The sequence below is a fragment of the Pseudorhizobium marinum genome (assembly GCF_000705355.1).
GTDB classification, from domain to species: domain Bacteria; phylum Pseudomonadota; class Alphaproteobacteria; order Rhizobiales; family Rhizobiaceae; genus Neorhizobium; species Neorhizobium pelagicum.
Window position 1 is genome coordinate 17,428 of record NZ_JMQK01000030.1, and the last position, 24,290, is coordinate 41,717.

Genomic DNA, 24,290 nt, shown 5'->3' on the forward strand with positions numbered 1-24,290 from the left:
GCTTGATGATCTGAGGCGATCGTCTTGGGAGACGACCGCCTCACGGTCCCAGATCGGAAAATCGCGCTATCGGCCGTCTCAATCGGCGGAGACGCCACGCTCCCAGTACCAGGCCGCATACATCCGCTTCCGGCTGTGGCCGCGGCTCTTCAGGAAGCTGCGGATGGCACGGACGTCCGCCTTCTCGCAGGCCACCCAGACATAGGCCTCCTCGTCGAGGGACAAGACCGCGGTCTTGATCGCGTCTGCCAGCACCTGCTCGGCGCCGGCAGGATAGCTCGTCCGGTGCAGCCATTGCACCTCGAGCGAGCCGGCCGTGGGAAGCGGTTGCTCTTCCGCCGCGTCCCGAACCTCGATGATCGCCTTCATCCGGGTGCCGGCGGGCATCTCGGCGGCAATGCGGGCGATCGCCGGCAGTGCGCTCTCGTCGCCGGCCAGCAGCAGCGAGGTCGCCGCCGGCAGCTCGCCGCCGCCGGGTCCCAGAAGCGCCACTCTCTCGCCCGGCTGTGCATCCCGGGCAAAGTCGGCGCCGGGTGTGACAACGCCGGGCTCCGGATGCTGCACGAAGTCGATCCAGAGCTGCCCGCGGGCGACATCGACACCGCGGATGGTGTAGATCCGCACCAGGATTTCGTCCTCGCCCTCCGGCCATTTGACGCGGCCGTCGTCGCGAAGCCCCGGCCAGACCGGCGTGCGATCCTTCGGTGGAACAAGCAGACGCACATGCATGTCGCCGTCCAGGAACGGCGAGAGATCGTTGCAGGCGAAGGTCACGCGGCGCATGCGCGGCGTCACGTCCTCGGCGGAAACGACGGTCACCTCGTGGATGTTCGGCAGCTGCCCGAGCGGCGCAGGCTTCGACCAGGTCAGCTCCAGCGGATCATCGCCGCTGAAGTAGAACAAATGCTCGGCGATGACATTGCGGCTGACATTGAGCGTCTCTTCGGTCGGGCAGGAAAGCTCGATCAGCAGCCTGCCGTCGTGCTCGTGAATGCCCGCCGTGCCGGTATCGCTTTTCAGCACCACCCGGTTGCCCGTCCGGTGCACCTCGGAATGCTCGACGAAATGCTCGCAGATCTCGTCGAGCATGTTTGCGGCGTCCTTCGGGAGAGCCGTGCCGGAGAGCGTGAATTGCTGGGCTGCGTTCATGGGCGGTCATCCTTCTGGAAACTTTGGGAACAGCAAGAAAGGCGAAATGCCGGGGCGGACGTGATCATGGGGAGGCCTCGGTATCGCCGGGCGCCATCCGGTGCCGGCCGATCGGCAGCATGATCGGGCGGCCCGAGGTCGGATCGGTGATGATGCGGCTTTCGAGGCCGAAGACCTCGCGCACCGTCTGTTCGGTCAGCACCTCTTCCGGACGGCCGGAGATATGCAGCCGCCCGCCGGCCATGGCGACGAGATGGTCGGCGTAGCGGGCGGCAAGGTTGAGATCGTGCAGCACCATGACGATCGTCGTCTCACGGGTCCTGTTGAGATCGGTCAAGAGGTCCAGCACCTCGATCTGGTGACTGATGTCGAGAAAGGTGGTCGGCTCGTCCAGCAGCAGGATCTGCGTCTGCTGCGCCAGCGCCATGGCGATCCACACTCGCTGCCTTTGCCCGCCCGAGAGTTCGTCCACCGGCCGCTCGGCCAGCTCCATCGTCTTGGTCGCCGTCAGCGCTGCGGCCACCGCCTCGTCGTCCTGGCGCGTCCACCGCGAGAACATCCCCTGGTGCGGGTGACGGCCGCGACCCACGAGGTCTGCAACCGTGATGCCTTCCGGCGCGACCGGCGACTGCGGCAGAAGGCCGAGCGTCCGCGCGAGCTCCTTCGAGGGTGTCCGGTGGATCGATTTTCCGTCGAGCAGTACATGCCCCTGGCGCGGCGTCAGAAGCCGGGACATGGCGCGCAGCAGCGTGGACTTGCCGCAGGCATTGGCGCCGACGATGACGGTGATGGCGCCCGGCGGCACGGCGAGATCGAGGCCGCTGAAGATGTCGAGGCCGTCGTAACCGGCGGCAAGCTGGCTGGCGGTGAGCGAATGACGGGTCACAGGGAACCTCCGGCCCGGTTGACGCGGACGATCAGGAAAATCAGATAGGGTGCCCCCAGTGCCCCGGTGATGACGCCGACCGGATAGCGGCCGGGCAGCAGGAACTGGCCGGCATAATCTCCCACCAGCACCAGCATCGCGCCGATCAGCGCCGAGGGGATCAGCAGGGACCCGTTGCTGCCGATCAGGCGGGCGGCGATCGGTCCGGACAGGAAGGCGACGAAGGCGATCGGCCCCGTGACCGCGGTCGCCGAGGCGATCAGGCCGACGGCGGCCACGATGACGATGACCCGGGTTCTGGCGACCCGCACGCCGAGCCCGGCGGCCGTGTCGTCGCCGAGCCGCAGCGCCTCGAGATCGCGCCCCCGGCTGAGGAGCAGCGCGCCGAAGACGACGAGACCCAGGAGGAGGGGCAGGGACTGGGAAAGCTGCGCACCGTTCACGCTGCCGGTCAGCCAGCGCATCGCCTCCTGCAGGCTCCAGGCCGGTGCCTGCGACAGAATATAGGCGATGACGCTTTCCAGCATGGCGGAGACGCCGATCCCGACAAGGATGAGCCGGGTCCCGGCGACGCCGTTCGTGAACGACAGGCCGTACACCAGCAGCGCCACGCCGAGCCCGGCGACGACCGCGACGATCGAGACGATCGGTCCGCTCAGCGACAAGACGACGATGGCAAATACCGCCGCGGCGCTCGCCCCCGAGCTGATGCCGATGATATCGGGGCTGGCCAGCGGATTGCGCAGCATGATCTGGAAGGCGACGCCGCCAAGCCCGAAGCTTAAGCCCGCCAGCACCGACAGGAGCGCCCGCGGCAGCCGCAATTGCCCGACTGTGAAGCTTGCCCCGGCGACATCCTCGCCGAGAAGCACGCGCAGAACGTCCCCCGGTGGCGTGAAGGATTGCCCCAGCGACAGCGTCAGGCAGAACATTCCGGTCAGCAGGAGGAGCAGGACCGCGACGACGAGACGCTGCCTTTGCACGCGGCGCTGCCGGTTTTCGACGATGGTCGAGAGTGTGGGGGATAGCGCCATCACAGATCCCGCACCCGCTGATGTCGAACGATCCAGATGAAGAAGGGCGCCCCCACGAGCGCGGTTACGATCCCGACGTCGAGTTCCCCCGGCCGTGCGATGACCCGCCCCAGGACATCCGCGGCCGTCAGCAGACAGGCGCCGCCAAGCGCGGAAAACGGCAGTAGCCAGCGATGATCGACGCCCGCCAGCAGCCGGCAGAAATGCGGCACGACCAGGCCGACGAAGCCGATCGGCCCACAGATGGCGGTGGTCGCGCCGGCCAGCAGGATTGCTCCCAGCGCGGCCACGGCGCGGGCAACGGCAACGCGCTCGCCCAGACCCGCAGCCAGATCGTCGCCGAGCGCCAGCGAGTTCAGCTTGCGCGCCGACAGGAGGCTGATGGCAAAGCCGACGGCGAGAAACGGCAGTACATGCCCGATGCGCTCGAAGGTCGCCCCGCCGACGCCGCCGATCTGCCACGACCGGATGCCGCCGGCGATATCACTGCGCGGCAGGACCACGGCGATCACCAGGGAGGAGAAGGCAACCGAGGTGGCGGCGCCGGCCAGCGCCAGCTTCAGCGGCGTCGCCCCGCCGCGCCCCAGCGAGCCGATGGTGTAGACGAAGACCGCGGATGCTCCGGCACCCAGGATGGCGATCCAGATATAGGCCTGGGCCGAGGCGATGTTGAACCAGGCGACCCCGATGACGACGGCGAGCGACGCGCCCATGTTGACGCCGAGGATGCCGGGGTCTGCGAGCGGGTTGCGCGTCACCCCTTGCATGATCGCGCCGGCAAGCCCAAGCGCCGCGCCGGCCAGCACGGCCAGCAGCGTCCGCGGGATGCGCACGGCAACGGCGGCCTGGTCGATGCTGTCGACCTGCCCCCCGAGCGCGGCAACGATATCCGACCAGCCGACCGACCGCGTTCCGATGGCGACCGAAAGGGCACACAGCGCGGCGAGCAGCGCAATCAGCACGACAAGCCAGAGGCTGCGGCCGCTGCGCGATGCTCCGGGATACAGGCCCGGGCCCCTGGACTGGACGCCGTCAGCCGTCATTCGGTCTTCTGGGTGGCTTTCGCCAAAAGCGCCACATAGTCCTTCAACACCCAGGAGATCGACAGCGGGGTGGGGTTGGCGGCGGTGCCGAGCGGATCGCGGCCAAGCATGACGACGGCGTCATGCGCCACTGCCGGCATCCGCGACATCAGCGGATTGCTCTTCAGGGCATCGAGCAGGTCCTGGCTGCCATAGGTCACGACGATGTCGACGTCGTCGAAGGCATCGACCCGCTCGGCACTGATGGAGCCCGAAAAACTGCCGGTCGTCGACGCCGCGACGACACTTTTCGGCGACGTCAGGCCCAGATCGGCAAAGAACCTCACTCGAGTGTCGTGCGTCGTATAGAAGCTCACCGTGCTGAGGTCGGTCGCATCCAGATGGGTGACGAACATCGCCGATTTGCCCTGGAGTTGCGGATAGTCGGCGACAACGCCAGCAATCTCGGCCTCGATCTCGGCGATCAGCTTTTCGCCCTCGGCGGTCATGCCGAGACCGGCGCTGTTGAACCGGATCATCTCGCGCCAGTCCGTGGACCAGGGAGACTGCGGATAGGCGACGACCGGAGCGATCTGGCTCAGCGTATCGTAGTCGGACTGGCTGAGGCCGGAATAGGAGGCGAGGATCACATCGGGGTTGGTGGCAGCCACCGCCTCGAAGTCGATGCCGTCGCCCTCGTCGAAGAGCACCGGCGCCTCGCCGCCAAGCGCCGTCAGCTTCTCGGCCACCCAGGGCAGCAGTCCGTCACCGTCGTCGTCGCCGAAATTGGCCGCGGCAAAGCCGACCGGGACGATCCCGAGCGCCAGCGGGACCTCATGATTGGCCCAGGCCACCGTCGCCACGCGTTCCGGCTTTTTGGCGATCGTCGTGGTGCCGAGCGCATGCTGGATGGTGATCGGATAGGTGGTCGTCTCGTCGGCCTGAGCGTCGCCGCAGGCGATCAGGGAGAGGCATGTGGCGACCATCGGCACGGCGAGACGGAAGAACCGCAGCATCGGCGAAATCTCCATGATTAAAGTAGACTTCCCGTCTCAGGTTCATGCGGCGGCGTCAAGTCGGCTCGGATCGCCTTGTCGTCGCAGGGGGCGAAGTTTCCATGGATTCCTACAAGAGCGATGGATTCTACAATACTGGATATAAATGCTCAAGTTATGTAGGGAGGTCAGGGGACGTCAATTCAGCCAAACCTTCCGCACAGCAAACGATGTGATCCGTTTGCCTGAGAAGGAGCGGCTTCTGCCGATGGACCCGCAATCACTCTTCAGGCGATGCCGGCACTCCCACGGTCGGCCGGCAACAGCAACAGCAATTTTGGAACCGGATCCATGCACATCGACACAACTGACGGCAACACCAGGCGCGCTCCCCTCGGGTACCGGACGGCGCTGCTTTTGGGCTGCACGGCCCTCGTCGCCTTCGCCCCTATGCGTTCGTCGGCCCAGGATGCCGATGGCACGGAGGGCGCCACCGTCCTCGAGACGATCGTCATCGAAGGCACCGGTGCCGATGATGATGCGCGGTCGGTCGTCGCCACGAAGACGACGGGCACCGGCAAGATGCCGACCGACATCCTGGTCGCCCCCGCCTCGGTCTCCGTCATCACCTCCAAGGAGGTCCAGGAGCGCGGCGCCGAGAGCGTCGAGCAGGTTGTGCAATACACCGCCGGTGTCGTCACCGACTACTACGGATCCGACGACCGCTACGACTACTTCGATATCCGCGGCTTCACGCCCTACACCTACCGGGATGGTCTGGCGATCGGCCGCACCTTCGGCGGAACCCGCGAAGAACCCTATGCCTTCGAGCGCATCGAGGTGCTGAAGGGGGCCAGTTCGGCCGGCTTCGGAGCGGCCGAACCCGGCGGCTCGGTCAACTACGTCACCAAGCTGCCGAAGAGCGAACGGTTCGGCGAAGCCTATGTCACCGGCGGATCCTACAGCCACAAGGAAGTCGGCCTGGATTTCGGCGACAACATCACAGAGGACGACACGCTCTCCTACCGCCTGACGGGCAAGCTCCAGGGGGCGGATGCGGAATATGATTATTCCGAGGACAACAAGAAGTTCATCATGGGCGGCCTGACGTGGCGCCCCACGGATGTGACGAGCCTCTCCTTCGTCTTCGATCACCTCAACATGGACGGCGTTCCCGGCAGCGGCGGCCAGCCGCTCGGCACGGACTTCGACCGGGATCGCTTCTTCGGCGAGCCGGACTATTATTTCCGATCGACGAACCGCAACACCTACAGCGTCATGTTCGACCATGATTTCGGCAATGGCCTGAGCTTCGGCTCCAACGCCCGTTATACCAACGGCGACGACGCCTTCGGCAGCGCCTATCTTTCCGCGACGAGCACGGATGGATCGAACATCGCCAAACGCTATTTCTTCGGCAACGACAAGTCGACCGAGCAGTTCGTCATCGATGCCAACCTGCTCTACGAGACCAGCTTCGACAACGTCGAGAGCCGCACGCTGGTCGGCGTCGAATACAATGACTTCGAATCGGTCAACTACGGCTTCTACAATCCGTCGGCTCCGCCCATCAACTGGGTGAACCCGGTCTATTCCGGTGGGCCCGCCTCGACCGCGCCGACGTCCGGGACGGCGAACGACCAGAAGACCAAGGCAATCTATCTGCAGCAGGATCTGACCTTCTCCGACAGGCTGACGGCGAGTGTCGGCCTGCGCAACGACTGGCTTGACCTGAGCGAGACAAACCTGTTCACCGGCGTCACGAGCTCTGACGATCACAGCGAGTTCACCGGTCGCTTCGGACTGAGCTACAAGATCACCGAAGAACTGGCCGCCTTTGCAAGCTATGCCGAATCCGCCGCACCTCCCGGCATCGGGAACGAACCGACGACGGGCAAGCAGTATGAAGCCGGCATCAAATACCGTCCGGATGCCTTCCCGGCCCTGTTCACCGCCTCCGTCTACGATCTGACGAAGGGCAACATCACGGTCTACGACAGCGTCACCTATCTGCCGCAAACCGTCGAAGAGGTCCGGCATCGGGGTATCGAGCTGGAAGCCAAGGCCGAGGTGACGGACAACATCGAGGTCATTGCCGCCTATACCTACATCGACTCCAAGATCGAAGAACCGGGTGGTGCAAACGACGGAAACCGCCTCATGCGGGTGCCAAAGCACGTGGCTTCGATCTGGGGTACCTACACTCTGGCAGGCGAGGGCGCACGGGGCGACATGACCTTCGGGCTCGGAGCGCGCTACATGGACTCCTACTTCACCAACATCACCAACACGATCTCGTCGGAAAGCGCCGTCGTGTTCGATGCGTCGTTCACCTACAAGATCCAGGAGAACACGACGTTCCAGCTGAACGCCAGCAATCTCTTCGACGAGAAGCATGTTGCGAGCCAGGATAGCGGTGGCGTCTACTACAACCCCGGTCGCGCCATCTACGCCACGCTGCGCCAGACCTGGTAAGACATTTCCATCCCACCCGGAACTGCTTCGGGTGGGATTGCTCTGTCGGATCAGCGCAGGAGCTGAAGGCGGCGCCAGGCGGCGGGCGTGTCGCCGACGATCTGCCGAAAAGCCTTCGTCAGATGTGCCTGGTCGGAAAAGCCGAGCTGGGCGGCGATGCTGGCCACGGTCAGGCCACTCTCCAGCAGGAGGTGCTGCGCCAGCTCGATGCGCCGTCCGAGCTGCCATTGCAGCGGCGTCTTCCCCGTCGTCTGCTTGAAGACATGGGCAAACCAGCTTTCCGACAGGCCGACCGTCTCGGCCATCTCGGCCACGCTCAGGCGGCAGTCGCCCTGGCCGTTGAAGCGGGCGATCAGCTTGTTCATCTGCGCCTGGGTCAGCCTGCCGTTTCCCTGCTCGCCATCCTGCTCGGGAATGTCGAGAAGGCCGCTCACGATGCTGCCGACCAGGCTTTCCGCATAGACGGGGTGTTTTGACGGGGTGGAGACCTCTCCGACCAGCAGGTTGGCCAGCGCGCCGATGGCCGAGATGTCCTGGATCTCCACCGGGCGCCGCACCGCCGATCGGGCAGCCGAGGTTCCCACGGAAGGCGACAGGAATCGCAACAGCCGGTCCTTGTGCAGATGCAGGTCCAGATGCGAGAACCGGTGCCCGGCGGTGAATTTCGTCCACAGGGGGACCCCGGCAGGGACATAGACGGCGCGTGTCATGGGGCGGTCATGCCGTCCGAAGCCGTTCTCCCGGTTCGACATGCGGATCTGCGACGAGACGTCGTTGAAGAAGATCACGATACGCGGATCCGGGGACACGTAATAGGCATGGGCGCCGGCCTGGCCTTCCGCATCCCAGAAGACGCTCATGAGCCCGTCAAGCCCACGCCACTTCGCCGGAGCAAGTGCTCGGATGCCGTCCATATGGCAGGTCATCGAATGCTGATAGCTCAATGCAGCAGCCCGCCCGCGTCTGGCAGAATAGAGTTTGTGCCTGCGTGAGGAGGCATCGCGACGAAGCATGTCATGACAGCCGGCGTCTCCAATGGCGTTGGGAGCCAACTGCCGCCATGCGCTCTCGATGACCGGCCCCTTTAACATGAAGCGGATTATCAGGTTTTGCTGCGATGGCAAGGCAATTGATGCCCTCGACCGGTCGATCGCCCGCCTTGGCAGCCGCAATCTGCTATCCGCCGCCGCAAGGCGACCACCCTCCGCTGAATCCCTGACGCGACCATGGATGATCCGCGACAGCTCTGTACGGTGTCAGACGGTCCCCTCGAAGTGCGAGATATCGCACTATGCAGATGCCGCCCATACATTAAGCTTGGCTGATGGAAGGTGCCCTTGATCTTCCGAGTTCCTCATGAGCCGAGTACGGAGTGGCGTGATGCAACGAAATTCCGCATGGATCGTCCGGGAGGGTGACAAATTCATCGTCCGCATTCGTGAAGATGGCGAAGTCACCGAGAAGGCTTTCGACCACGAGCAGTTTGCGCGGTCCTGGGCGACCGGGCAGAGGATGCGGGTCGAGACCCTGGAGCGGGCGTCGCAGCAGCAGTCGTGAGCTGCCCGTCGGCCGGTGCTCTCGCGCCCTCTGAAATTCAGATTGTCATTGCGGAGACGGCCGAATGCCGGGTCTCTGCATGCGGGGCAGAGGGGGCTGAGGCTCAGCCCCCTCGATTGGCCTAGTTCGTCTGCCAGCTCTTCACCAGTTCGTCGTAGTTGACGGTGATCGGCTGTTCCTTCTCGTTCTCGATCTTCAGCTGCGGCGCGAGGTTGCCCTTCGCGACGGCATCCTTGTTCCAATACTCGATGTCGTGCTCTTCGGCGAGTTTCGGTCCCATGTCGCCCTGAACGCCGGCGCGTTCGAGACGTTCAAGCACCTTCTCCTGCTCTTCGCACAGCGAATCCATGGCTTCCTGCGGGGTCTTGGCACCGGAAGCCGCATCACCGATGGCCTGCCACCAAAGCTGTGCCAGCTTCGGATAGTCGGGGACATTGGTACCGGTCGGCGACCACTGGACGCGGGCCGGCGAGCGATAGAACTCGATCAGGCCGCCCAGTTTCGGCGCCCGCTCCGTAAAGCTCTCGTGCTGGATCGAGCTTTCCCGGATGAGCGTCAGGCCGACATGGCTCTTCTTCACGTCCACCGTCTTCGAGGTGACGAACTGGGCGTAGAGCCAGGCGGCCTTGGCGCGGTCGTCGGGCGTGGACTTCAGCAGCGTCCAGGACCCCACGTCCTGATAGCCGAGCTTCATGCCGCCCTTCCAGTAGACGCCATGCGGAGACGGCGCGAACCGCCACTTCGGCGAGCCGTCCTCGTTGACGACCGGCAGGCCGTCCTTGACCATGTCGGCGGTGAAGGCCGTGTACATGAACATCTGCTGCGCGATCTCGCCCTGAGCCGGTACGGGTCCGGACTCCGAGAAGGTCATGCCCTGAGCGGCTGCCGGCGCATAGGCCTTCATCCAGTCCAGATACTTCTGGATCGAATAGACGGCCGCCGGTCCGTTGGTATCGCCACCGCGGGCAACGCAGGAGCCGACGGGCCGTGAGTTTTCGTCGACCTTGATGCCCCATTCGTCGACGGGAAGGCCGTTCGGAAGTCCCTTGTCGCCGTTGCCGGCCATCGACAGCCAGGCGTCGGTGAAGCGCCAGCCGAGCGACGGGTCCTTCTTGCCGTAGTCCATGTGGCCATAGACCTTCTTGCCGTCGATCTCCCGGCCGGTGAAGAACTCGGCGATGTCCTCATAGGCAGACCAGTTGACCGGCACGCCGAGGTCGTAGCCGTATTTCTCCTTGAAGTCCGCCTGGTTCTTCTCGTCGTTGAACCAGTCGTAACGGAACCAGTAGAGGTTGGCGAACTGCTGGTCCGGCAGCTGGTAGAGGTCGCCGTCCGGCGCGGTCGTGAACTTCAGGCCGATGAAGTCCTCCAGGTCGAGACCCGGGTTGGTGACGTCCTTGCCTTCGTTCGCCATCCAGTCGGTCAGCGAGCGGGCCTGCTGGTAGCGCCAGTGGGTGCCGATCAGGTCGGAATCGTTGACATAGGCGTCGTAGATGTTCTCGCCCGACTGCATCTGCGTCTGCAGCTTTTCGACGACATCGCCTTCGCCGATCAGATCGTGCGTGATCTTGATGCCGGTGATGGCCGTGAAGGCCGGCGCCAGCACCTTCGATTCATATTCGTGGGTCGTGATCGTCTCCGACACCACCTTGATGTCCAAGCCGGCGAAAGGCTGCGCCGCGTCCATGAACCACTGCATTTCCTGTTCCTGCTCGGCGCGGGACAGGACCGACATGTCGCCGATTTCCGCGTCGAGGAATTGTTTTGCCTCTTCCATTCCGGCAAAGGCACTGCCGGTCATGGCCAGCAGCACCGCTGCCGTTGTTGTCATAAGATGCCGTCGCATATCATCCTCCCAGGTTGCGATTGCACGTTCTCGGAATGCCGCTGAGGGCATCCCGTCGACTTGCCTCAGACGGTCCTGAACACGGCGAGCGCGTAAATCAGGCTGAGTGCAAGAGACCACCACAGGCTGGAGCCGATCAGCCCCAGCCATGCGAGATTGATGAAGGCCGATCCCAGCAGCGAAATGAAGAGCCGGTCGCCGCGCGTCGTCTCGAATCCGAGGATGCCGACCCTCGGGTGACCGCCCGGCCGGGCATATTCCCACACGGCCATCAGGCAAAGGAGCGCCAGGATCGTCAGGAAGAACATTGCCGAGGGGAAGGACCATGCCATCCAGCCACCCGGGGAAAGCGGCGCAAACCAGTCGCGTGCGCCGTCCTCGACCGGCAGGGAAAGGGCGAGCGAACCGGCGGCTGCGCCGTAGATCGCAAGGATGCAGGCCAGCGCGATGGGCCAGCGGCGGCTGCGTCTGGATACGGCGGCCATCAGACCCTCCCCAGGGCAAAGCCCTTGGCAATGTAGTTGCGGACAAAATAGATGACGAGCGCTCCCGGAATGATCGTCAGCACGCCGGCGGCGGCCAGCACGCCCCAGTCCATGCCCGAGGCAGAGACGGTGCGGGTCATGGTTGCCGCGATCGGCTTTGCGTCCGTGGTGGTCAGCGTCCGCGCAATCAGCAGTTCCACCCAGGAAAACATGAAGCAGAAGAAGGCGGCAACGCCGATGCCCGAGGCGATCAGCGGCATGAAGATCTTCACGAAGAACCGCGGGAAGGAATAGCCGTCGATATAGGCCGTCTCGTCGATTTCCTTCGGCACGCCGGACATGAAGCCCTCCAGGATCCACACCGCCAGCGGCACGTTGAAGAGGCAGTGGGCGATGGCCACGGCGATATGCGTGTCGATGAGGCCGAAGGCGGAATAGAGCTGGAAGAAGGGCAGGGCGAAGACCGCCGGCGGCGCCATGCGGTTGGTCAGCAGCCAGAAGAACAGGTGCTTGTCGCCGAGGAACCGGTAGCGGGAAAAGGCATAGGCGGCCGGCAGAGCGGCGGTCACCGAAATGACCGTGTTCATCACCACGTAGAGGATCGAGTTGATGTAGCCGTTGTACCAGGACGGATCGGTGAAGATCACCATGTAGTTTCGGATCGTCGGGCTTTGCGGCCAGAGCGAGAAGTTCCCGAGGATCTCCGAGTTGCTCTTGAAGCTCATGTTGACCAGCCAGTAGATCGGCACGATCAGGAACAGGATGTAGAGGGTCGGGATGACCCAGGACCAGCTTCTCTTGGTGTCTGACGTGTTCATGGTCGCCCCCTAGCCTTTCGCGTCCTGGCTCGTCATCACGGTGTAGAAGACCCATGACAGGAGCAGGATGATCAGGAAGTAGATGATCGACATCGCCGCCGCCGGTCCCAGGTCGAACTGGCCGACCGCCATCTTCACGAGGTCGATCGACAGGAAGGTGGTCGAATTGCCCGGTCCGCCGCCGGTGACGACGAAGGGTTCCGTGTAGATCATGAAGCTGTCCATGAAACGCAGCAGGACGGCGATCAGCAGCACCCGCTTCATCTTCGGCAGCTGGATGTAGCGGAACACCGACCAGCGCGAGGCGCCATCGATCTTGGCCGCTTGGTAGTAGGCGTCCGGGATCGACACGAGGCCCGCGTAGCACAAGAGCACGACGAGGCTTGTCCAATGCCAGACGTCCATGACGATCACGGTCGCCCAGGCATCGACCGGGTCCTGCGTGTAGTTGTAGTCGACCCCGAGAATGCGCAGGTAATGGCCGAGAAGGCCGATGTCGACGCGGCCAAAGACCTGCCAGATGGTGCCGACCACATTCCACGGGATCAGCAGGGGCAGGGCCATCAGCACTAGGCAGACCGGCACGCCGAGGCCCTTTTTCGGCATGTTCAGCGCCACGAAGATGCCGAGCGGGATCTCGATGGCGAGGATGACGAAGGAGAAGATCAGGTTGCGGGCGAGCGCATTCCAGAAACGGTCGGAGTGGAGGACGTCGGTGAACCAGTCGGTCCCCGCCCAGAAGAACTGGTTGTTGCCGAAGGTGTCCTGCATCGAATAATTGACCACCGTCATCAGCGGGATGATGGCGGAAAAGGCGACCAGCAGCAGCACCGGCAACACCAGGAACCAGGCCTTGTTGTTCCACGTCTTGTTCATGGTCGGGCTCCCGTCTCGACGCGCCACGAATTGGCATAGAGGTTGAGGGCACCCGGCTCGAAGGCAACGCGCGGGTCGGCCGGGATCTCCGTATCCTCCGGCACGACGGCGGCCAGCGGATGGCCCTGGAAGCTGGCGCGCACGATCTTCTGCCGCCCCACGTCCTCCACCTTCGAGATCGAGATCGGCATTCCCTCCCGCGAGAGCTTCACGAACTCCGGCCGGATGCCGAGCTCCAGCTTCGCGTCGGGCGCGACCTCCGGTCGGTGCGCCAGCGCGATCTGCTGATGGCCCACGGTGATGATGGAGCCCGCAAGGGCTGCCGGCAGGAAGTTCATGCCCGGCGACCCGATGAAATAGCCGACGAAGGTATGGCGTGGCCGCTCGAAGAGCTCCACCGGCGTGCCGATCTGGACGATCTCGCCCTCGTACATGACCACGACCTTGTCGGCGAAGGTCAGGGCTTCCGTCTGGTCGTGAGTGACATAGACCATGGTGAAGCCGGAGCGCCGGTGCAGCCGCTTCAGCTGCGAGCGCAGCACCCACTTCATGTGCGGATCGATCACCGTCAGCGGCTCGTCGAAGAGGATGGCGTTGACGTCGCTGCGCACCAGCCCGCGGCCGAGCGAAATCTTCTGCTTCTGGTCGGCGGTCAGCCCCTGCGCCTTGCGGCCTGCCCAGTCGGATAGATCGATCATCGACAGGATATCGCGGACGCGCTTGTCCACCTCGGCCTCCGGCAGCCTGCGGTTGCGCAGCGGGAAGGCCAGGTTGTCGTAGACGGTCATCGTGTCGTAGATCACCGGAAACTGGAAGACCTGCGCGATGTTGCGCTTCTCGGTGGGCAGATGGGTAACGTCGGTGCCGTCGAAGAGGATCTTTCCCTCCGACGGGGTCAGCAACCCCGAGATGATGTTGAGCAGGGTCGTCTTGCCGCAGCCGGATGGCCCGAGAAGCGCGTAGGCGCCGCCGTCGTCCCACTCGTGATGCACTTCCTTCAGCGCATAGTCCTTGTCCGCGGATGGCTTCGGCCCGTAGGCATGACGGATGTGGTCGAGCGTGATCCGGGCCATCATGCGTCTCCCGTCATGGCATGGAGGGACCGACCGTCTTCGCCGAACGCCATCAGGTGGCGCGTGTCGAGATGGACGTCGATCATGGTGTCGGGGTCGACCTCGTGCACGCCGTGCTGCAGCATCACCCAGCGGTTTCCGCGATAGTCGATGTGGACGAAGCTCTCGGACCCGGCGATCTCGGAGATCAGCGCCTGGACGGAAAGCCTGGCGGCTGTGTTCGACACCGGTCGCACCGACAGGTGATGCGGATGGAAGGCGATCGTCACCGGGCCGTCCGGGACCGAAACCAGGTGGGGCGGCACGGGAATGGCCTGCTGCTCGTCGATATGCAGCCCCTGTCCCGTCTTCGTCATTCCTATCGTGTTGAGCGGCGGGTCGGCGAAAGTTTTCGCCGTCAGCAGATCGGCCGGCCGCCGGTAGACCTCGATCGTCTCGCCGTACTGCGTCACCCGTCCCTGGCTCAGCGTGGCGGTCCTGCCGCCCAGAAGCAGCGCTTCCGTCGGTTCGGTGGTGGCATAGACGAAGACGGCGCCCGACTGGGAGAAGATCCGCGGCAGCTCCTCGCGCAGTTCTTCCCGCAGCTTGTAGTCGAGGTTGGCCAGCGGCTCGTCCAGCAGGACGAGGCTGGCGTTCTTGACGAGCGCCCGGGCGAGCGCCGTGCGCTGCTGCTGTCCGCCGGAGAGGTTGAGGGGCGTCCGGTCGAGATAGGGCGTCAGCTTCAGGAGTTCGGCGGCCTTGCGCACCTCCCGGTCGATCGTCGCCTTGTCCTTGCCGGCGACGCGCATCGGCGAGGCGATGTTCTCGTAGACCGTCATGGCCGGGTAGTTGATGAACTGCTGGTAGACCATCGCGACATGGCGATCCTGCACCCGAACGCCGGTGACGTCCTGGCCATCGAAATGGATGGAGCCAGCGGTCGGCACGTCGAGCCCCGCCATCAGCCGCATGAGCGACGTCTTGCCGGACAACGTCGGTCCCAGAAGGACGTTCAACGTTCCCCGTTCAAGCACGAGGCTGGTGGGGTGGATGTGATGCTCCTCCCCGACAACCTTTTCGATGTTTCGCAATTCCAGCATTCAGGTTCCCGGGCCTCCTCCTCCGCGGGGACCACATGCGCTATCCCACCGACCTCGCTGGGATTGCCGCCATGTACTCCTCCAGTGCATGTGCTTGATCTGTCGTAAGGCGCAGGCCCTGTTTCGTCCTGCGCCACAGAATGTCGTCTGCCCCGTGGGCCCATTCGCGGGCGATCAGCCACTCGACCTCGCGGGCATAGAGATCGCCGCCGAACAGCGCTCCAAGTTCGGCCGCCGATGTGGCGCCCGCCAGCATCTCGAACGTGTCGGTGCCATAGGCGCGGACCAGACGCCGGGCATGGGCATCCGCCAGGAACGGGAAACGACCCAGAAGCCGGTCGACAAGCTCTTCGTAGCCGGTTGCCGGAAAATCGCCGCCGGGCAGGTGGCTGCCGGCCGTCCAGGGGCTTCCCTTGACGCCGATCGCGTCGCCGATCTTTTCCAGCGCGTGTTCGGCAAGCCGGCGATAGGTGGTCAGCTTGCCGCCGAAGACGTTCAGGAGCGGCGCCCCTTCGGTTTCGTCCGTCTTCAGCACGTAGTCGCGGGTGGCCTCCTGCGCCTTCGATGCCCCGTCGTCGTAAAGGGGGCGCACGGCGGAATAGGTCCAGACGATGTCTTCGGGCCGGACCGGTTCGCGGAAATATTCGCTGGCGGCAGAGCAGAGGTAATCGGTTTCCTCCTGGCTGATCCGGACATCCGTCGGATCGCTGCCGAAATCGCGATCGGTGGTGCCGATCAGCGTGTAGTCCTGCTGGTAGGGGATGGCGAAGATGATCCGGTTGTCGGGATTCTGGAAGAAATAGGCCCGCGGGTCGTCGAACTTCTTCTTCACGACGATGTGGCTGCCCTGCACCAGGCGGACCGTCGGCCGGCCATTGTGCCCCATCGCCCGCGACAGAACCTGATCGACCCAGGGGCCGGCTGCATTCACCAGCATGCGCGCCGTCATGCTGCGACGGGCGCCGCTGCGGGTGTCCTCGAGCTCGATCGACCAGCAGCCGTCGCGGTGTTCGGCCCGGATCACCTTGGTGCGTGCCAGGATCTGCGCGCCACGGCCGGCGGCGTCGCGGGCGTTCAGCACCACCAGGCGCGCATCGTCCACCCAGCCGTCCGAATATTCGAAGGCCTTGGTGAAGATCGGCTTCAACGGCTTGCCCGCCGGGTCGCGCCGCATGTCGAGGCTCTTTGTCGGCGGCAGCAGCTTGCGGCCGCCGAGGTGGTCGTAGAGAAACAGGCCGAGGCGGATCAGCCAGGCCGGGCGCACGCCGCCCTTCTGGAACGGCAGCACGAAGCGCATCGGCCAGATGATATGCGGCGCCATCGCCCAGAGCACTTCGCGCTCCATCAGCGCCTCGCGCACCAGGCGGAATTCATAGTGTTCCAGATAGCGAAGTCCGCCGTGGATGAGCTTGGTCGATCCGGACGAGGTGCCGGAGCCGAAGTCGTTCATCTCGGCCAGCGCGACGCGGTATCCGCGGCCCGCGGCATCACGCGCGATGCCGCATCCGTTGATGCCGCCGCCGATGACGAAGATGTCGATGTCGGGCTCAGTCACATTTACCTCTCATGCTTCGGATGCTGTCGACGGTTCCGATGCCGAAAACAGTAACAAGTTGATCCGAACATAAAACGAATGTCAAATGAAACCTTCGGATCGATCCGCGGCCGCATCGGTCTCGATCAGCTCGACATTGTTGTCGGCGCAGATCCGCCGGAACGACGGTAGCGGACAGTGGTCGGTGATGAAGCTGTGAACCTGTGAGATCTGGGCGATGCGAACGGGCGCGGTCCGTTCGAACTTGGTGGAATCTGCGACCAGGATGACGTGGCGCGCATTGGCGATGATCGCCTGTGCGACCTTCACTTCGCGGAAATCGAAATCCAGCAAGGCGCCGTCCGCATCGATGGCAGAGGTGCCGATCACGGCGAAATCGACCTTGAACTGGCGGATGAAATCCACCGCCGCCTCGCCGACGATGCCGCCGTCGGAAGCGCGCACGACGCCGCCGGCAATCACCACCTCCATGGCCGGGAGAAGGCGCAAGCGATTGGCAACATTGATGTTGTTGGTGATGACCATCATCTCGTGATGATCGACCAAGGCTTCGCCGACGGCTTCCGTCGTGGTGCCGATATTGATGAAGAGGGAAGCGTTGTTGGGGATCAGGCGGGCGGCGGCAAGCCCGATCGCCTGCTTCTCCTGTGCCGCAATCTGCCGGCGTGCCTCGTACTGCATGTTTTCCGTGCTGCTCGGGAACGTCGCGCCGCCGTGGATGCGGTTGAGCAGCCGCTGGTCGCAGAGATCGTTCAGGTCCTTCCGGATCGTCTGCGGTGAAACCGCGAAACGCCCCGCCAGCTCTTCCACGAGAACGCGGCCATGCGACTTCGCCAGCTCGACGATTTCCGACTGCCGGGACGTGAGAAACATCTGGTGCCTTTCGTTTCGCTTTCGATGCCTGCGGTAATACCATGAAGAAGAATGTGAACGAAAGCCAGATCACGATGATCCGAGAGCTGCCGGTCCTGAGAAGTTTTTCCGTCCGAGTGAACTTCGGCGGGCGAACTGGCGTTGAGGTTATCGACAGACGCCACCACAAGGATCAGGTCGCAAACCGATGGGAGATGCAGATGCAAAGGCCGATGATCGCAACGGTGCTGGCCCTTCTGGTTCCACTGCAGGCATCCGCCATGGATAGCCTGTCGCAGCTTACCTGGAAGAACCGCATCGCCCTCGTCTTTGGCGCGGCGGGTGAGGCCCGGCTGGAACGGCAACTGGCGGAGTTCACACGCTCCGATGCGGCACTCGCCGATCGCGACATGGTCGTCGTGCGGGTGACCGAGGAGACCGCGGAAGCCGTCTATGGCAGCATCGGCGACCTCGACGCCGCCGAACTTCGCCGGCAGGCCGACATCGCGCCCGGTGAGTTTCAAGTGGTCCTGATCGGCAAGGACGGAGGTGCAAAACTGAAGAGCGGCGAGTTTGTCGACAGCGAAGCGCTGTTCGGCCTCATCGACCGCATGCCCATGCGTCGCGCCGAGCAGGACTGATATCCTGCTAGGGCTCGGGGTGGCTCAGCGACGGAGAAGCCGCCGCGAGGAAATGCCTTGCAACTTCCGCCGCGCTCCATGGTTGGAGAGATCCACAGCAAATGGAGCAAGCCATGGATAGTCGCACGAAAAAGCTCATGTTCATTGCCGCGGCGGTGATCGTCGTGGTCGTCGGGGGCTTCTTCCTTTTTGTCCAGGACCTTGCGTCGACCTCCACCGTGATCGTCGAGGAGCCCTACGAGCGCACCGACGAAGCGCCGCCGAGCGGCGTCGAGGATCAGACGAGCCATCCCGCGCTCACCGACGAGCCAAGCGAGCCGGCGCAGTAGCGTCCTTCCGGGCAGCGTCCGGCCGCGGGAACTTCGGCAACGATCTGCGGTTCGAGATCAGGGAGCGCCGCCGCGGCGGCGCCTTCTCCATCATCAGCCCGGTCATCAGCAGGAAAGGTTCTTTTTCATGTTCAGGTCAGCATCCCGGATACTCATGCTTGCGCTTCTGCTCATACCCTTGGGCGCCGTGCAGGCTGCGGCGCAGGAGGATGCTAGGCAGTCCTTTTCCGGACGCTTGGCCAGCCTGAGCCACTTCCTCGTGGAATCGGCAGAACTGGCGCTCTCCCGTGGGCAGGAGGAGTCGGTGCGCGCCTTCGCCGAGACGGTGACGGAGAACCAGCGCCGGTTTGTGGCGGAGTTGAAAGAGGCGCTCGTCGAGGAGGGCGTGGATCCGGCGGCGGACCTGAGCGAGCAGGATCGCAACACGCTTCAGGCGCTGGAGTCGGCGCTCCAGAACCAGTTCGACAACGCCTATTTCTCCGCCCAGGCGATCGCCCTGGAAAGCATGATCCAGCTGATGAAGGATTACGGCGAAACCGGCCCGGAAGGTTCGCTGAAGACATTCGCCACCAATCACATCGGCGGCACCCGCACGCTTTACCTTCGCGCTCAGGACCTGTCGGTTCCGTGATGCGGAACGCATGAGGCGCCCGCCGCCGCTGCCGGGCTTGGCTCCCGCGCAAGGCGATTGACATTGCCGCCGGTCTGCGCAAAACATGACGAAATTCCGAGGGGGGCATCGTAACGGTGCTGAGATGGCGGTGAGCCGGACCCTTGAACCTGATCCGGGTCATACCGGCGTAGGAACGGAAACGGCCATATCAGGCGCCAATTCTCTTCTCCGCTTTACCTGGATCTCCATGATGTAACCGTCGGGAGATCGTTTGATGGCATCCAGCACCACAATCCGTGACAGACTGCGCTCGCGCGGCGACCAGGCGCCGACGCGGTAGAGCCTTGCCATGTCGTTGAAGCACATGGGACCGGGCCTCCTGGGCCTGATCGCCCTCTGGCAGGCCGTCGTCTGGCTGGTCGGCGCCCCCCGCTACATTCTTCCCGCGCCGCTGCAGGTGGCTGCAGCACTGGTCCGCCAGCCGGAATTCCTGCTGCGCAACGGGCTGATCACCCTGTCGGAGATCCTCGTCGGTCTCGCCTGCGGCACGCTGCTGGGCTTTGCCGCCGCCCTGTCGATGGCGGCGTTCCCCCGGCTCGGGCGTCTCGCCTGGCCGATGCTGCTGGTCCTGCAGGCGCTGCCGGTCTTCGTGCTCGCCCCCATTCTCGTCCTCTGGTTCGGCTTCGGCATGGCCTCCAAGGCAGTGATGGCAACGATCATCATCTTCTTTCCGGTTGCATCCGCCTTCGCCGACGGCTTGCACCGCACCGATCCGGTCCTGCTCGATGCCGCCGCGCTCACCAAGGCCAGTCATTGGCAGGTGCTCCGCCACATCCGCCTGCCGCTGGCGCTGCCGGCGCTCGTTTCGGGCCTGCGCGTTGCCGCGCCGCTGGCGCCAATCGGTGCCGTGGTCGGCGAATGGGTCGGCGCCTCCGCGGGTCTCGGCTTCGTCATGGTGCAGGCCAATGCCCGCATGCAGACCGACACCGTCTTTGCCGCCATGGCGCTACTCGCGGCCATGACCCTCCTCCTGCGCGCCGCCGTCGACCGCCTGACGGCGCCGCTCGCCCCTTGGGCGCCGGAATCCGACCATCGCCCCCTTAATTTAATTAGCCGGAGAATAAAATCATGACACGACGCCTGCTTCCCCTCCTCGGCGCGCTCGCGCTCCTGGCGCTTCCCCTGCCAGCGCAAGCCGCCGACAAGCTGACCGTGATGCTCGAATGGTTCGTCAACCCGGATCACGCGACCATGGTCGTCGCCCAGGAGCGCGGTCTCTTTGCCGAACAGGGCCTCGAGGTGGAACTGCTGCCGCCGGCCGATCCGTCCTCCGTGCCGCGGCTGGTCGCCGCCGGCCAGGCCGATATCGGCGTGCATTACCAGCCGAACCTCTATCTCGACCACGCTGCGGGCCTGCCGCTCGTCCGCTTCGGCACGCTTGTCGAGACGCCGCTCAACACCATCACGGTTCTCGCCAATGGTCCCGTCAAGACGCTGGCGGATCTGAAGGGCAGGAAGATCGGCTTTTCGGTGTCCGGTTTCGAGGATGCCATGCTGAAGCGTATCCTGGAGGCCGAAGGCCTGTCCCTCGATGACGTCGAACTCGTCAACGTCAACTTCGCGCTCACCGCCTCGCTGCTCGGCGGCCAGGTGGACGCCACCGTCGGCGGCTTCCGCAATTTCGAGCTGACCCAGATCCGCCTCGAAGGCGGCGAGCCCCATGCCTTCTTTCCCGAAGAGCACGGCGTTCCCGTCTATGACGAGCTGATCTTCGTCGCCCAGAGGGACATGGCCGGCGACGACCGTCTTCCCCGCTTCCTGAAGGCCGTCGAGGATGCCGCGATCTTCCTCACCAACCATCCGCAGGAGGCCTGGGAGCTCTTCATCAAGGCCTATCCGGACCTCGATGACGCGCTGAACCGCCAGGCCTTCCTCGATACGCTGCCGCGCTTTGCCAAGCGCCCGGCGGCCCTCGACCGCGGCCGCTACGAGCGCTTCGGCGCCTTCATGGCCGAAAGCGGGCTGATCGACAGCGCGCCGGCCGTCGAGGACCTGGCCGTCGAACTGCGGTGAGGCGAGGCGAGGACACAGACCTGCGACCCCTGTCGGTAAAGGATAGTGCCGCGCCGCCATCACTGCCGCCTCCGGCCAGCGACTGGCAGCAGAAGAGCGGGCGCCTTGCGGAGGCCGTCGAAGCGGCGCTCTCGACCGTGGCGGCGGCGGTGCTGGCAGTCCTTCTGGCGCTGGTGCTGGCCTCGGTCGTCCTGCGCTACCTCTTCTCGACCGGCATGGTCGGCGCGGAGGAGGCGGCGCTGTGGCTCTTCCTGCTGCTGGTCGCGCTGGGCCTGCCGCTCACACTGTCGGGCGCTCTGGCCATGCGCCTCGACATCGCGCGCCGTGCAGCGCCCGTAGCCCTGGGCCCGGCGCTGCATCTGGTGGCCGATGCCGTGACGGTCGTCGCAGCACTCGCCTTCGTCAGCGGCGGCGCTGCGGCCGCCGGCATGATGGGCTCCACCTCCGTCGTGCTCGGCCTGCCGGACTGGCTGCGGCCGGCAGCCCTGAGCACGAGCGCCGGACTGCTTCTGGTGCTGCTGGTCCTTCGCCGTATCGTCGAAGGGAAGGGCACGTCCGCGCTGTTGTCTTGTCTCCTCGGCCTTGCGGTTCATCTTCTGCCGGCAGAGATCATCCTCGAGAGCCTCTGGTCCCCCGGTCACTGGCCCCCGGGTCTGATCGCGCTGCTGATCGCCGGCCTCGGCCTTTTGCTCGGCGCTCCGCTGGCCCATTGTCTCCTCGCCGGGGCAGCGCTTGCCGTTCCCTTCGGCAGCAGCCTCCCTGAGCCTGCGATCGTGGCGACAGCGGCAAGCGGCCTGTCGCGCTTCCTGCTGCTCGCCATTCCCTTCTTCCTGCTGACCGGCGTGCTGCTCACCCTCTCGGGGGCGGCGGAGCGCCTGGTGCGGCTTGCCGCAAGCCTCGTCGGCCATCGGCCTGCCGGCCTTGCCCAGACGACCCTCCTCACCAGCGTGCTCTTCTCCGGCGCCTCCGGCTCCTCCGTCGCAAATGCCGCCTTCGGCGCCAGCACCTTCTTCCCGCAGCTTCTCCGCCACGGCTACCGGCGGGCGGATGCCGGTGCGCTGATCGCCGCCACCTCCGTCCTCGACAACGTCATCCCGCCTTCGATCGCCTTTCTGCTTTTGGCTGCCGCAACCGATCTGTCCGTCGGGGCACTCCTCGTCGGCGGCGCCTATGCCGGCCTGCTGATGGCGCTTTGCCTCGGCTTTGCCATCCATCTCGTCCATCGCGCCACGCCGCCGATGCCGACGGCGGGCTGGCGTCAGCGCCGTCAGGCCTTGGTCGCGGCACTTCCGGCCCTCGGCCTGGTGGTGGTGGTCGTGACCGGCATCCGGATCGGCATCGTCACCACCACGGAGGCCGCGGCGCTCGCGGCAGGCTACGCCCTGCTGCTGGCGTTTGCCGGCAGACGGGATCTGCGCACCATCGCCGCCGCCTTCCGCCAGGCCGCCGGCGAGGCCGCCGCCATCGGTTTGCTGATCGGCGCCGCCGCACCCATCGCCTTCCTGCTGGCGATCGATGACGTGGCGGGAACGGTCACCGGCCTCGTCACCGGCTTCGGCAATCAACCGCTTGCCGTACTGTTGCTCTGTAACCTCGTGCTGCTCGGGGCGGGGCTGGTGCTCGATATCGGCGCCGCCATCCTGCTGCTCGCCCCGATCCTGCTGCCGGCCGCCGTCGCCGCCGGCATCGACCCGGTCTTCTTCGGCGTCATCCTCGTCGTCAACCTGATGATCGGCGGCCTCACCCCGCCCGTCGGCATGCTCGTGCTGGTGGTTTCCGGCCTCACCGGGGTCAACGCCGCCCATCTGTTCCGGGCCGTCCTGCCCTATCTCGCCGCGCTGCTCGTGGCGCTCCTTGTCCTTTGCCTTGTTGCACTCACTGCCTGAGAGGTTTCCATGCCCCCCTTCACCCGCCGCACCTTCATCACCGCCGCCGCGCTCGCGCCGGCCCTTGCAGCCCCCGCCCTCGTCCGGCCGGCCTTGGCCCGCACGTCGGTGCTGACGGTCGCCTCGCTGCTTGGCGAGGACAAGCCCGAGACGCAGGTCTGGCACTGGATCGCGGCGCGGCTGGAGGAGCGCCTGCCGGGACGCTTCCGGCTGCGGATCGTCCCCAATGCGGCGCTCGGCGGCGAGAAGGAGGTCGCCGACGGCGCCCGCCTCGGCTCGATCCAGGCCAGCCTCTCGACCGTCTCGACGCTGTCGGCCTGGGTGCCGCAACTCCAGGTGCTCGACCTGCCGTTCCTGTTTCGCGATGCCGGCCACCTGAGCCGCGTCGTCTCCGGGCCGCTCGGTGAAGACCTGAAGGCGCGCCTTGCCGATGAGGGCTTCGTCGTCGGCGGCTTCATCGACTACGGCGCCCGGCATCTGCTTGCCCGCGAGCCGATCACGCGGCCGGAGCAGCTGGCCGGCAAGACCATGCGCGTCATCCAGAGCCGGCTGCACACCAGCCTGTGGAGCGCCTTCGGCGCCGTGCCGGTCGGCATCCCGATCACCGAGACCTATAATGCGCTGGCGACCGGCGTCGCCGATGCCATGGATCTCACCGCCTCCGCCTATGCGGGCTTCAAGCTCTACGAGGTGGTGCCTTTCCTCACCCGCACCGCCCACATCCGCTCCTCCGGCGTGATCTTCTATGCGGGCAGCTTCTGGGATGGCCTGGGAGACGAGGAGAAGGCGGTGCTGACGGCGGTTTCGACCGACGCGGCCATTTATTTCAACGGCCTGATGCAGGCGGACGAGGCGGCCTCGCTGGAGGTTGCCCGGGCACACGGCGGACAGGTGCTGGAACCCGACGCGCTGGAAGAATGGCAGAAGGGCGCCCAGTCCGTCTGGGCAGAGTTCGAGGCAGTGGTCGGTGGCCGGGAGGTCATCGACGCCATCGCCAAGACCGGCTGATCCGGTCCGACTGTCCGGCCCGCTCCGCCGGGCCATGA

Annotated in this window: 24 protein-coding genes and 1 riboswitch; of the genes, 9 read left to right on the forward strand and 15 right to left on the reverse strand. The window is 65.1% G+C overall.

Features of this window, described 5'->3' with window-relative positions:
* Nucleotides 1–78: 78 nt before the first annotated feature.
* The 5 genes from EO99_RS0123385 to EO99_RS0123405 all read right to left on the reverse strand — a co-directional run bounded on the left by EO99_RS0123385 (nucleotide 79) and on the right by EO99_RS0123405 (nucleotide 5,107).
* A complete protein-coding gene (locus EO99_RS0123385; protein ID WP_029620983.1) occupies nucleotides 79–1,149 on the reverse strand; it encodes a DUF2218 domain-containing protein in 1,071 nt (356 codons plus the stop codon).
* A gap of 64 nt (nucleotides 1,150–1,213) precedes the next feature.
* Entirely contained in the window at nucleotides 1,214–2,035 is an 822-nt protein-coding gene (locus tag EO99_RS0123390) for an ABC transporter ATP-binding protein (protein ID WP_029620984.1), read from the reverse strand.
* Nucleotides 2,032–3,069 (reverse strand): FecCD family ABC transporter permease, encoded by a 1,038-nt coding sequence (locus EO99_RS0123395; protein WP_029620985.1) that lies wholly within the window; start codon nucleotides 3,067–3,069, stop codon nucleotides 2,032–2,034. The genes EO99_RS0123390 and EO99_RS0123395 overlap by 4 nt, the downstream gene beginning before the upstream one ends.
* The gene (locus EO99_RS0123400) at nucleotides 3,069–4,112 is read right to left on the reverse strand and encodes a FecCD family ABC transporter permease (RefSeq protein ID WP_029620986.1); all 1,044 of its coding nucleotides are present in this window, start codon (nucleotides 4,110–4,112) and stop codon (nucleotides 3,069–3,071) included. Before EO99_RS0123400 ends, EO99_RS0123395 begins: the two co-directional genes overlap by 1 nt.
* Complete coding sequence (locus EO99_RS0123405; RefSeq protein ID WP_029620987.1) at nucleotides 4,109–5,107, reverse strand: iron-siderophore ABC transporter substrate-binding protein; 999 nt, start codon at nucleotides 5,105–5,107, stop codon at nucleotides 4,109–4,111. Before EO99_RS0123405 ends, EO99_RS0123400 begins: the two co-directional genes overlap by 4 nt.
* Before the next feature lie 330 nt (nucleotides 5,108–5,437).
* Between EO99_RS0123405 and EO99_RS0123410 the strand changes: the two genes are divergently transcribed.
* Nucleotides 5,438–7,561, forward strand: a complete 2,124-nt coding sequence (locus EO99_RS0123410) for a TonB-dependent siderophore receptor (protein WP_029620988.1) — start codon at nucleotides 5,438–5,440, stop codon at nucleotides 7,559–7,561.
* Nucleotides 7,562–7,611: 50 nt separating this feature from the next.
* Here the strand turns inward: EO99_RS0123410 and EO99_RS0123415 are convergent, their stop codons facing one another.
* Nucleotides 7,612–8,505, reverse strand: coding sequence for a helix-turn-helix domain-containing protein (locus EO99_RS0123415; protein WP_210165101.1), 894 nt, complete (start codon nucleotides 8,503–8,505; stop codon nucleotides 7,612–7,614).
* Nucleotides 8,506–8,941: 436 nt separating this feature from the next.
* On the opposite strand from EO99_RS0123415, the gene EO99_RS27720 reads away from it, so the two are divergent.
* Nucleotides 8,942–9,118: a hypothetical protein gene (locus tag EO99_RS27720; RefSeq protein WP_156034990.1), complete on the forward strand. Its 177-nt coding sequence runs from the start codon at nucleotides 8,942–8,944 to the stop codon at nucleotides 9,116–9,118.
* 121 nt (nucleotides 9,119–9,239) lie between these two features.
* On the opposite strand, the gene EO99_RS0123425 is transcribed toward EO99_RS27720, so the two are convergent.
* From EO99_RS0123425 to EO99_RS0123460, 8 genes are all read right to left on the reverse strand, one after another.
* The gene (locus tag EO99_RS0123425) at nucleotides 9,240–10,964 is read right to left on the reverse strand and encodes an ABC transporter substrate-binding protein (RefSeq protein ID WP_029620990.1); all 1,725 of its coding nucleotides are present in this window, start codon (nucleotides 10,962–10,964) and stop codon (nucleotides 9,240–9,242) included.
* Nucleotides 10,965–11,029: 65 nt separating this feature from the next.
* A complete protein-coding gene (locus EO99_RS0123430; protein WP_029620991.1) occupies nucleotides 11,030–11,449 on the reverse strand; it encodes a DUF2160 domain-containing protein in 420 nt (139 codons plus the stop codon).
* Complete coding sequence (locus tag EO99_RS0123435; RefSeq protein ID WP_029620992.1) at nucleotides 11,449–12,267, reverse strand: carbohydrate ABC transporter permease; 819 nt, start codon at nucleotides 12,265–12,267, stop codon at nucleotides 11,449–11,451. The genes EO99_RS0123430 and EO99_RS0123435 overlap by 1 nt, the downstream gene beginning before the upstream one ends.
* Nucleotides 12,268–12,276: 9 nt before the next feature.
* A complete protein-coding gene (locus EO99_RS0123440; protein ID WP_029620993.1) occupies nucleotides 12,277–13,143 on the reverse strand; it encodes a carbohydrate ABC transporter permease in 867 nt (288 codons plus the stop codon).
* Nucleotides 13,140–14,216, reverse strand: coding sequence for an ABC transporter ATP-binding protein (locus EO99_RS0123445; RefSeq protein WP_029620994.1), 1,077 nt, complete (start codon nucleotides 14,214–14,216; stop codon nucleotides 13,140–13,142). The genes EO99_RS0123440 and EO99_RS0123445 overlap by 4 nt, the downstream gene beginning before the upstream one ends.
* Nucleotides 14,216–15,295 (reverse strand): ABC transporter ATP-binding protein, encoded by a 1,080-nt coding sequence (locus EO99_RS0123450; RefSeq protein WP_029620995.1) that lies wholly within the window; start codon nucleotides 15,293–15,295, stop codon nucleotides 14,216–14,218. The genes EO99_RS0123445 and EO99_RS0123450 overlap by 1 nt, the downstream gene beginning before the upstream one ends.
* Nucleotides 15,296–15,335: 40 nt before the next feature.
* The gene (gene glpD, locus EO99_RS0123455; protein ID WP_029620996.1) at nucleotides 15,336–16,850 is read right to left on the reverse strand and encodes a glycerol-3-phosphate dehydrogenase; all 1,515 of its coding nucleotides are present in this window, start codon (nucleotides 16,848–16,850) and stop codon (nucleotides 15,336–15,338) included.
* 81 nt (nucleotides 16,851–16,931) lie between these two features.
* The gene (locus EO99_RS0123460) at nucleotides 16,932–17,723 is read right to left on the reverse strand and encodes a DeoR/GlpR family DNA-binding transcription regulator (protein WP_029620997.1); all 792 of its coding nucleotides are present in this window, start codon (nucleotides 17,721–17,723) and stop codon (nucleotides 16,932–16,934) included.
* Nucleotides 17,724–17,764: 41 nt separating this feature from the next.
* Here EO99_RS0123460 and EO99_RS0123465 point away from each other — a divergent pair, with 41 nt between their 5' ends.
* The 3 genes from EO99_RS0123465 (at nucleotide 17,765) to EO99_RS0123475 (ending at nucleotide 19,303) form a co-directional block, all read left to right on the forward strand.
* Complete coding sequence (locus EO99_RS0123465; protein WP_051680046.1) at nucleotides 17,765–18,343, forward strand: DUF4174 domain-containing protein; 579 nt, start codon at nucleotides 17,765–17,767, stop codon at nucleotides 18,341–18,343.
* Nucleotides 18,344–18,456: 113 nt separating this feature from the next.
* Complete coding sequence (locus EO99_RS0123470; protein WP_156034992.1) at nucleotides 18,457–18,672, forward strand: hypothetical protein; 216 nt, start codon at nucleotides 18,457–18,459, stop codon at nucleotides 18,670–18,672.
* Nucleotides 18,673–18,799: 127 nt separating this feature from the next.
* On the forward strand, nucleotides 18,800–19,303 hold the full coding sequence (locus tag EO99_RS0123475) for a DUF4142 domain-containing protein (RefSeq protein WP_081852179.1): 504 nt from the start codon (nucleotides 18,800–18,802) through the stop codon (nucleotides 19,301–19,303).
* An 89-nt stretch (nucleotides 19,304–19,392) separates the two neighbouring features.
* A riboswitch (TPP riboswitch) is annotated at nucleotides 19,393–19,496 on the forward strand.
* Here EO99_RS0123475 and EO99_RS27725 read toward each other — a convergent pair.
* Nucleotides 19,463–19,651, reverse strand: coding sequence for a hypothetical protein (locus EO99_RS27725; RefSeq protein ID WP_156034993.1), 189 nt, complete (start codon nucleotides 19,649–19,651; stop codon nucleotides 19,463–19,465). Its footprint overlaps the riboswitch before it by 34 nt.
* Between EO99_RS27725 and EO99_RS0123485 the strand changes: the two genes are divergently transcribed.
* The 4 genes from EO99_RS0123485 (at nucleotide 19,635) to EO99_RS0123500 (ending at nucleotide 24,252) form a co-directional block, all read left to right on the forward strand.
* Nucleotides 19,635–20,417, forward strand: a complete 783-nt coding sequence (locus EO99_RS0123485) for an ABC transporter permease (RefSeq protein WP_051680047.1) — start codon at nucleotides 19,635–19,637, stop codon at nucleotides 20,415–20,417. The genes EO99_RS27725 and EO99_RS0123485 overlap by 17 nt on opposite strands.
* Nucleotides 20,414–21,358: an ABC transporter substrate-binding protein gene (locus EO99_RS0123490; RefSeq protein ID WP_029621002.1), complete on the forward strand. Its 945-nt coding sequence runs from the start codon at nucleotides 20,414–20,416 to the stop codon at nucleotides 21,356–21,358. The genes EO99_RS0123485 and EO99_RS0123490 overlap by 4 nt, the downstream gene beginning before the upstream one ends.
* 62 nt (nucleotides 21,359–21,420) lie before the next feature.
* On the forward strand, nucleotides 21,421–23,244 hold the full coding sequence (locus EO99_RS0123495) for a TRAP transporter large permease (protein WP_029621003.1): 1,824 nt from the start codon (nucleotides 21,421–21,423) through the stop codon (nucleotides 23,242–23,244).
* Nucleotides 23,245–23,253: 9 nt separating this feature from the next.
* Nucleotides 23,254–24,252, forward strand: coding sequence for a TRAP transporter substrate-binding protein (locus EO99_RS0123500; protein ID WP_029621004.1), 999 nt, complete (start codon nucleotides 23,254–23,256; stop codon nucleotides 24,250–24,252).
* Nucleotides 24,253–24,290: the final 38 nt, after the last annotated feature.

Excerpts from the sequence above, each read along its gene's own strand:
- EO99_RS0123385 (WP_029620983.1), bottom strand. The coding sequence starts at position 1,149 with ATGAACGCAGCCCAGCAATTCACGCTCTCCGGCACGGCTCTCCCGAAG.
- EO99_RS0123395 (WP_029620985.1), bottom strand. The coding sequence starts at position 3,069 with ATGGCGCTATCCCCCACACTCTCGACCATCGTCGAAAACCGGCAGCGC.
- EO99_RS0123400 (WP_029620986.1), bottom strand. The coding sequence starts at position 4,112 with ATGACGGCTGACGGCGTCCAGTCCAGGGGCCCGGGCCTGTATCCCGGA.
- EO99_RS0123405 (WP_029620987.1), bottom strand. The coding sequence starts at position 5,107 with ATGCTGCGGTTCTTCCGTCTCGCCGTGCCGATGGTCGCCACATGCCTC.
- EO99_RS0123410 (WP_029620988.1), top strand. The coding sequence starts at position 5,438 with ATGCACATCGACACAACTGACGGCAACACCAGGCGCGCTCCCCTCGGG.
- EO99_RS27720 (WP_156034990.1), top strand. The coding sequence starts at position 8,942 with ATGCAACGAAATTCCGCATGGATCGTCCGGGAGGGTGACAAATTCATC.
- EO99_RS0123425 (WP_029620990.1), bottom strand. The coding sequence starts at position 10,964 with ATGCGACGGCATCTTATGACAACAACGGCAGCGGTGCTGCTGGCCATG.
- EO99_RS0123430 (WP_029620991.1), bottom strand. The coding sequence starts at position 11,449 with ATGGCCGCCGTATCCAGACGCAGCCGCCGCTGGCCCATCGCGCTGGCC.
- EO99_RS0123435 (WP_029620992.1), bottom strand. The coding sequence starts at position 12,267 with ATGAACACGTCAGACACCAAGAGAAGCTGGTCCTGGGTCATCCCGACC.
- EO99_RS0123440 (WP_029620993.1), bottom strand. The coding sequence starts at position 13,143 with ATGAACAAGACGTGGAACAACAAGGCCTGGTTCCTGGTGTTGCCGGTG.
- EO99_RS0123445 (WP_029620994.1), bottom strand. The coding sequence starts at position 14,216 with ATGGCCCGGATCACGCTCGACCACATCCGTCATGCCTACGGGCCGAAG.
- EO99_RS0123450 (WP_029620995.1), bottom strand. The coding sequence starts at position 15,295 with ATGCTGGAATTGCGAAACATCGAAAAGGTTGTCGGGGAGGAGCATCAC.
- EO99_RS0123460 (WP_029620997.1), bottom strand. The coding sequence starts at position 17,723 with ATGTTTCTCACGTCCCGGCAGTCGGAAATCGTCGAGCTGGCGAAGTCG.
- EO99_RS0123465 (WP_051680046.1), top strand. The coding sequence starts at position 17,765 with ATGAAGAAGAATGTGAACGAAAGCCAGATCACGATGATCCGAGAGCTG.
- EO99_RS0123470 (WP_156034992.1), top strand. The coding sequence starts at position 18,457 with ATGGATAGTCGCACGAAAAAGCTCATGTTCATTGCCGCGGCGGTGATC.
- EO99_RS0123475 (WP_081852179.1), top strand. The coding sequence starts at position 18,800 with ATGTTCAGGTCAGCATCCCGGATACTCATGCTTGCGCTTCTGCTCATA.
- EO99_RS0123485 (WP_051680047.1), top strand. The coding sequence starts at position 19,635 with ATGTCGTTGAAGCACATGGGACCGGGCCTCCTGGGCCTGATCGCCCTC.
- EO99_RS27725 (WP_156034993.1), bottom strand. The coding sequence starts at position 19,651 with ATGTGCTTCAACGACATGGCAAGGCTCTACCGCGTCGGCGCCTGGTCG.
- EO99_RS0123490 (WP_029621002.1), top strand. The coding sequence starts at position 20,414 with ATGACACGACGCCTGCTTCCCCTCCTCGGCGCGCTCGCGCTCCTGGCG.
- EO99_RS0123500 (WP_029621004.1), top strand. The coding sequence starts at position 23,254 with ATGCCCCCCTTCACCCGCCGCACCTTCATCACCGCCGCCGCGCTCGCG.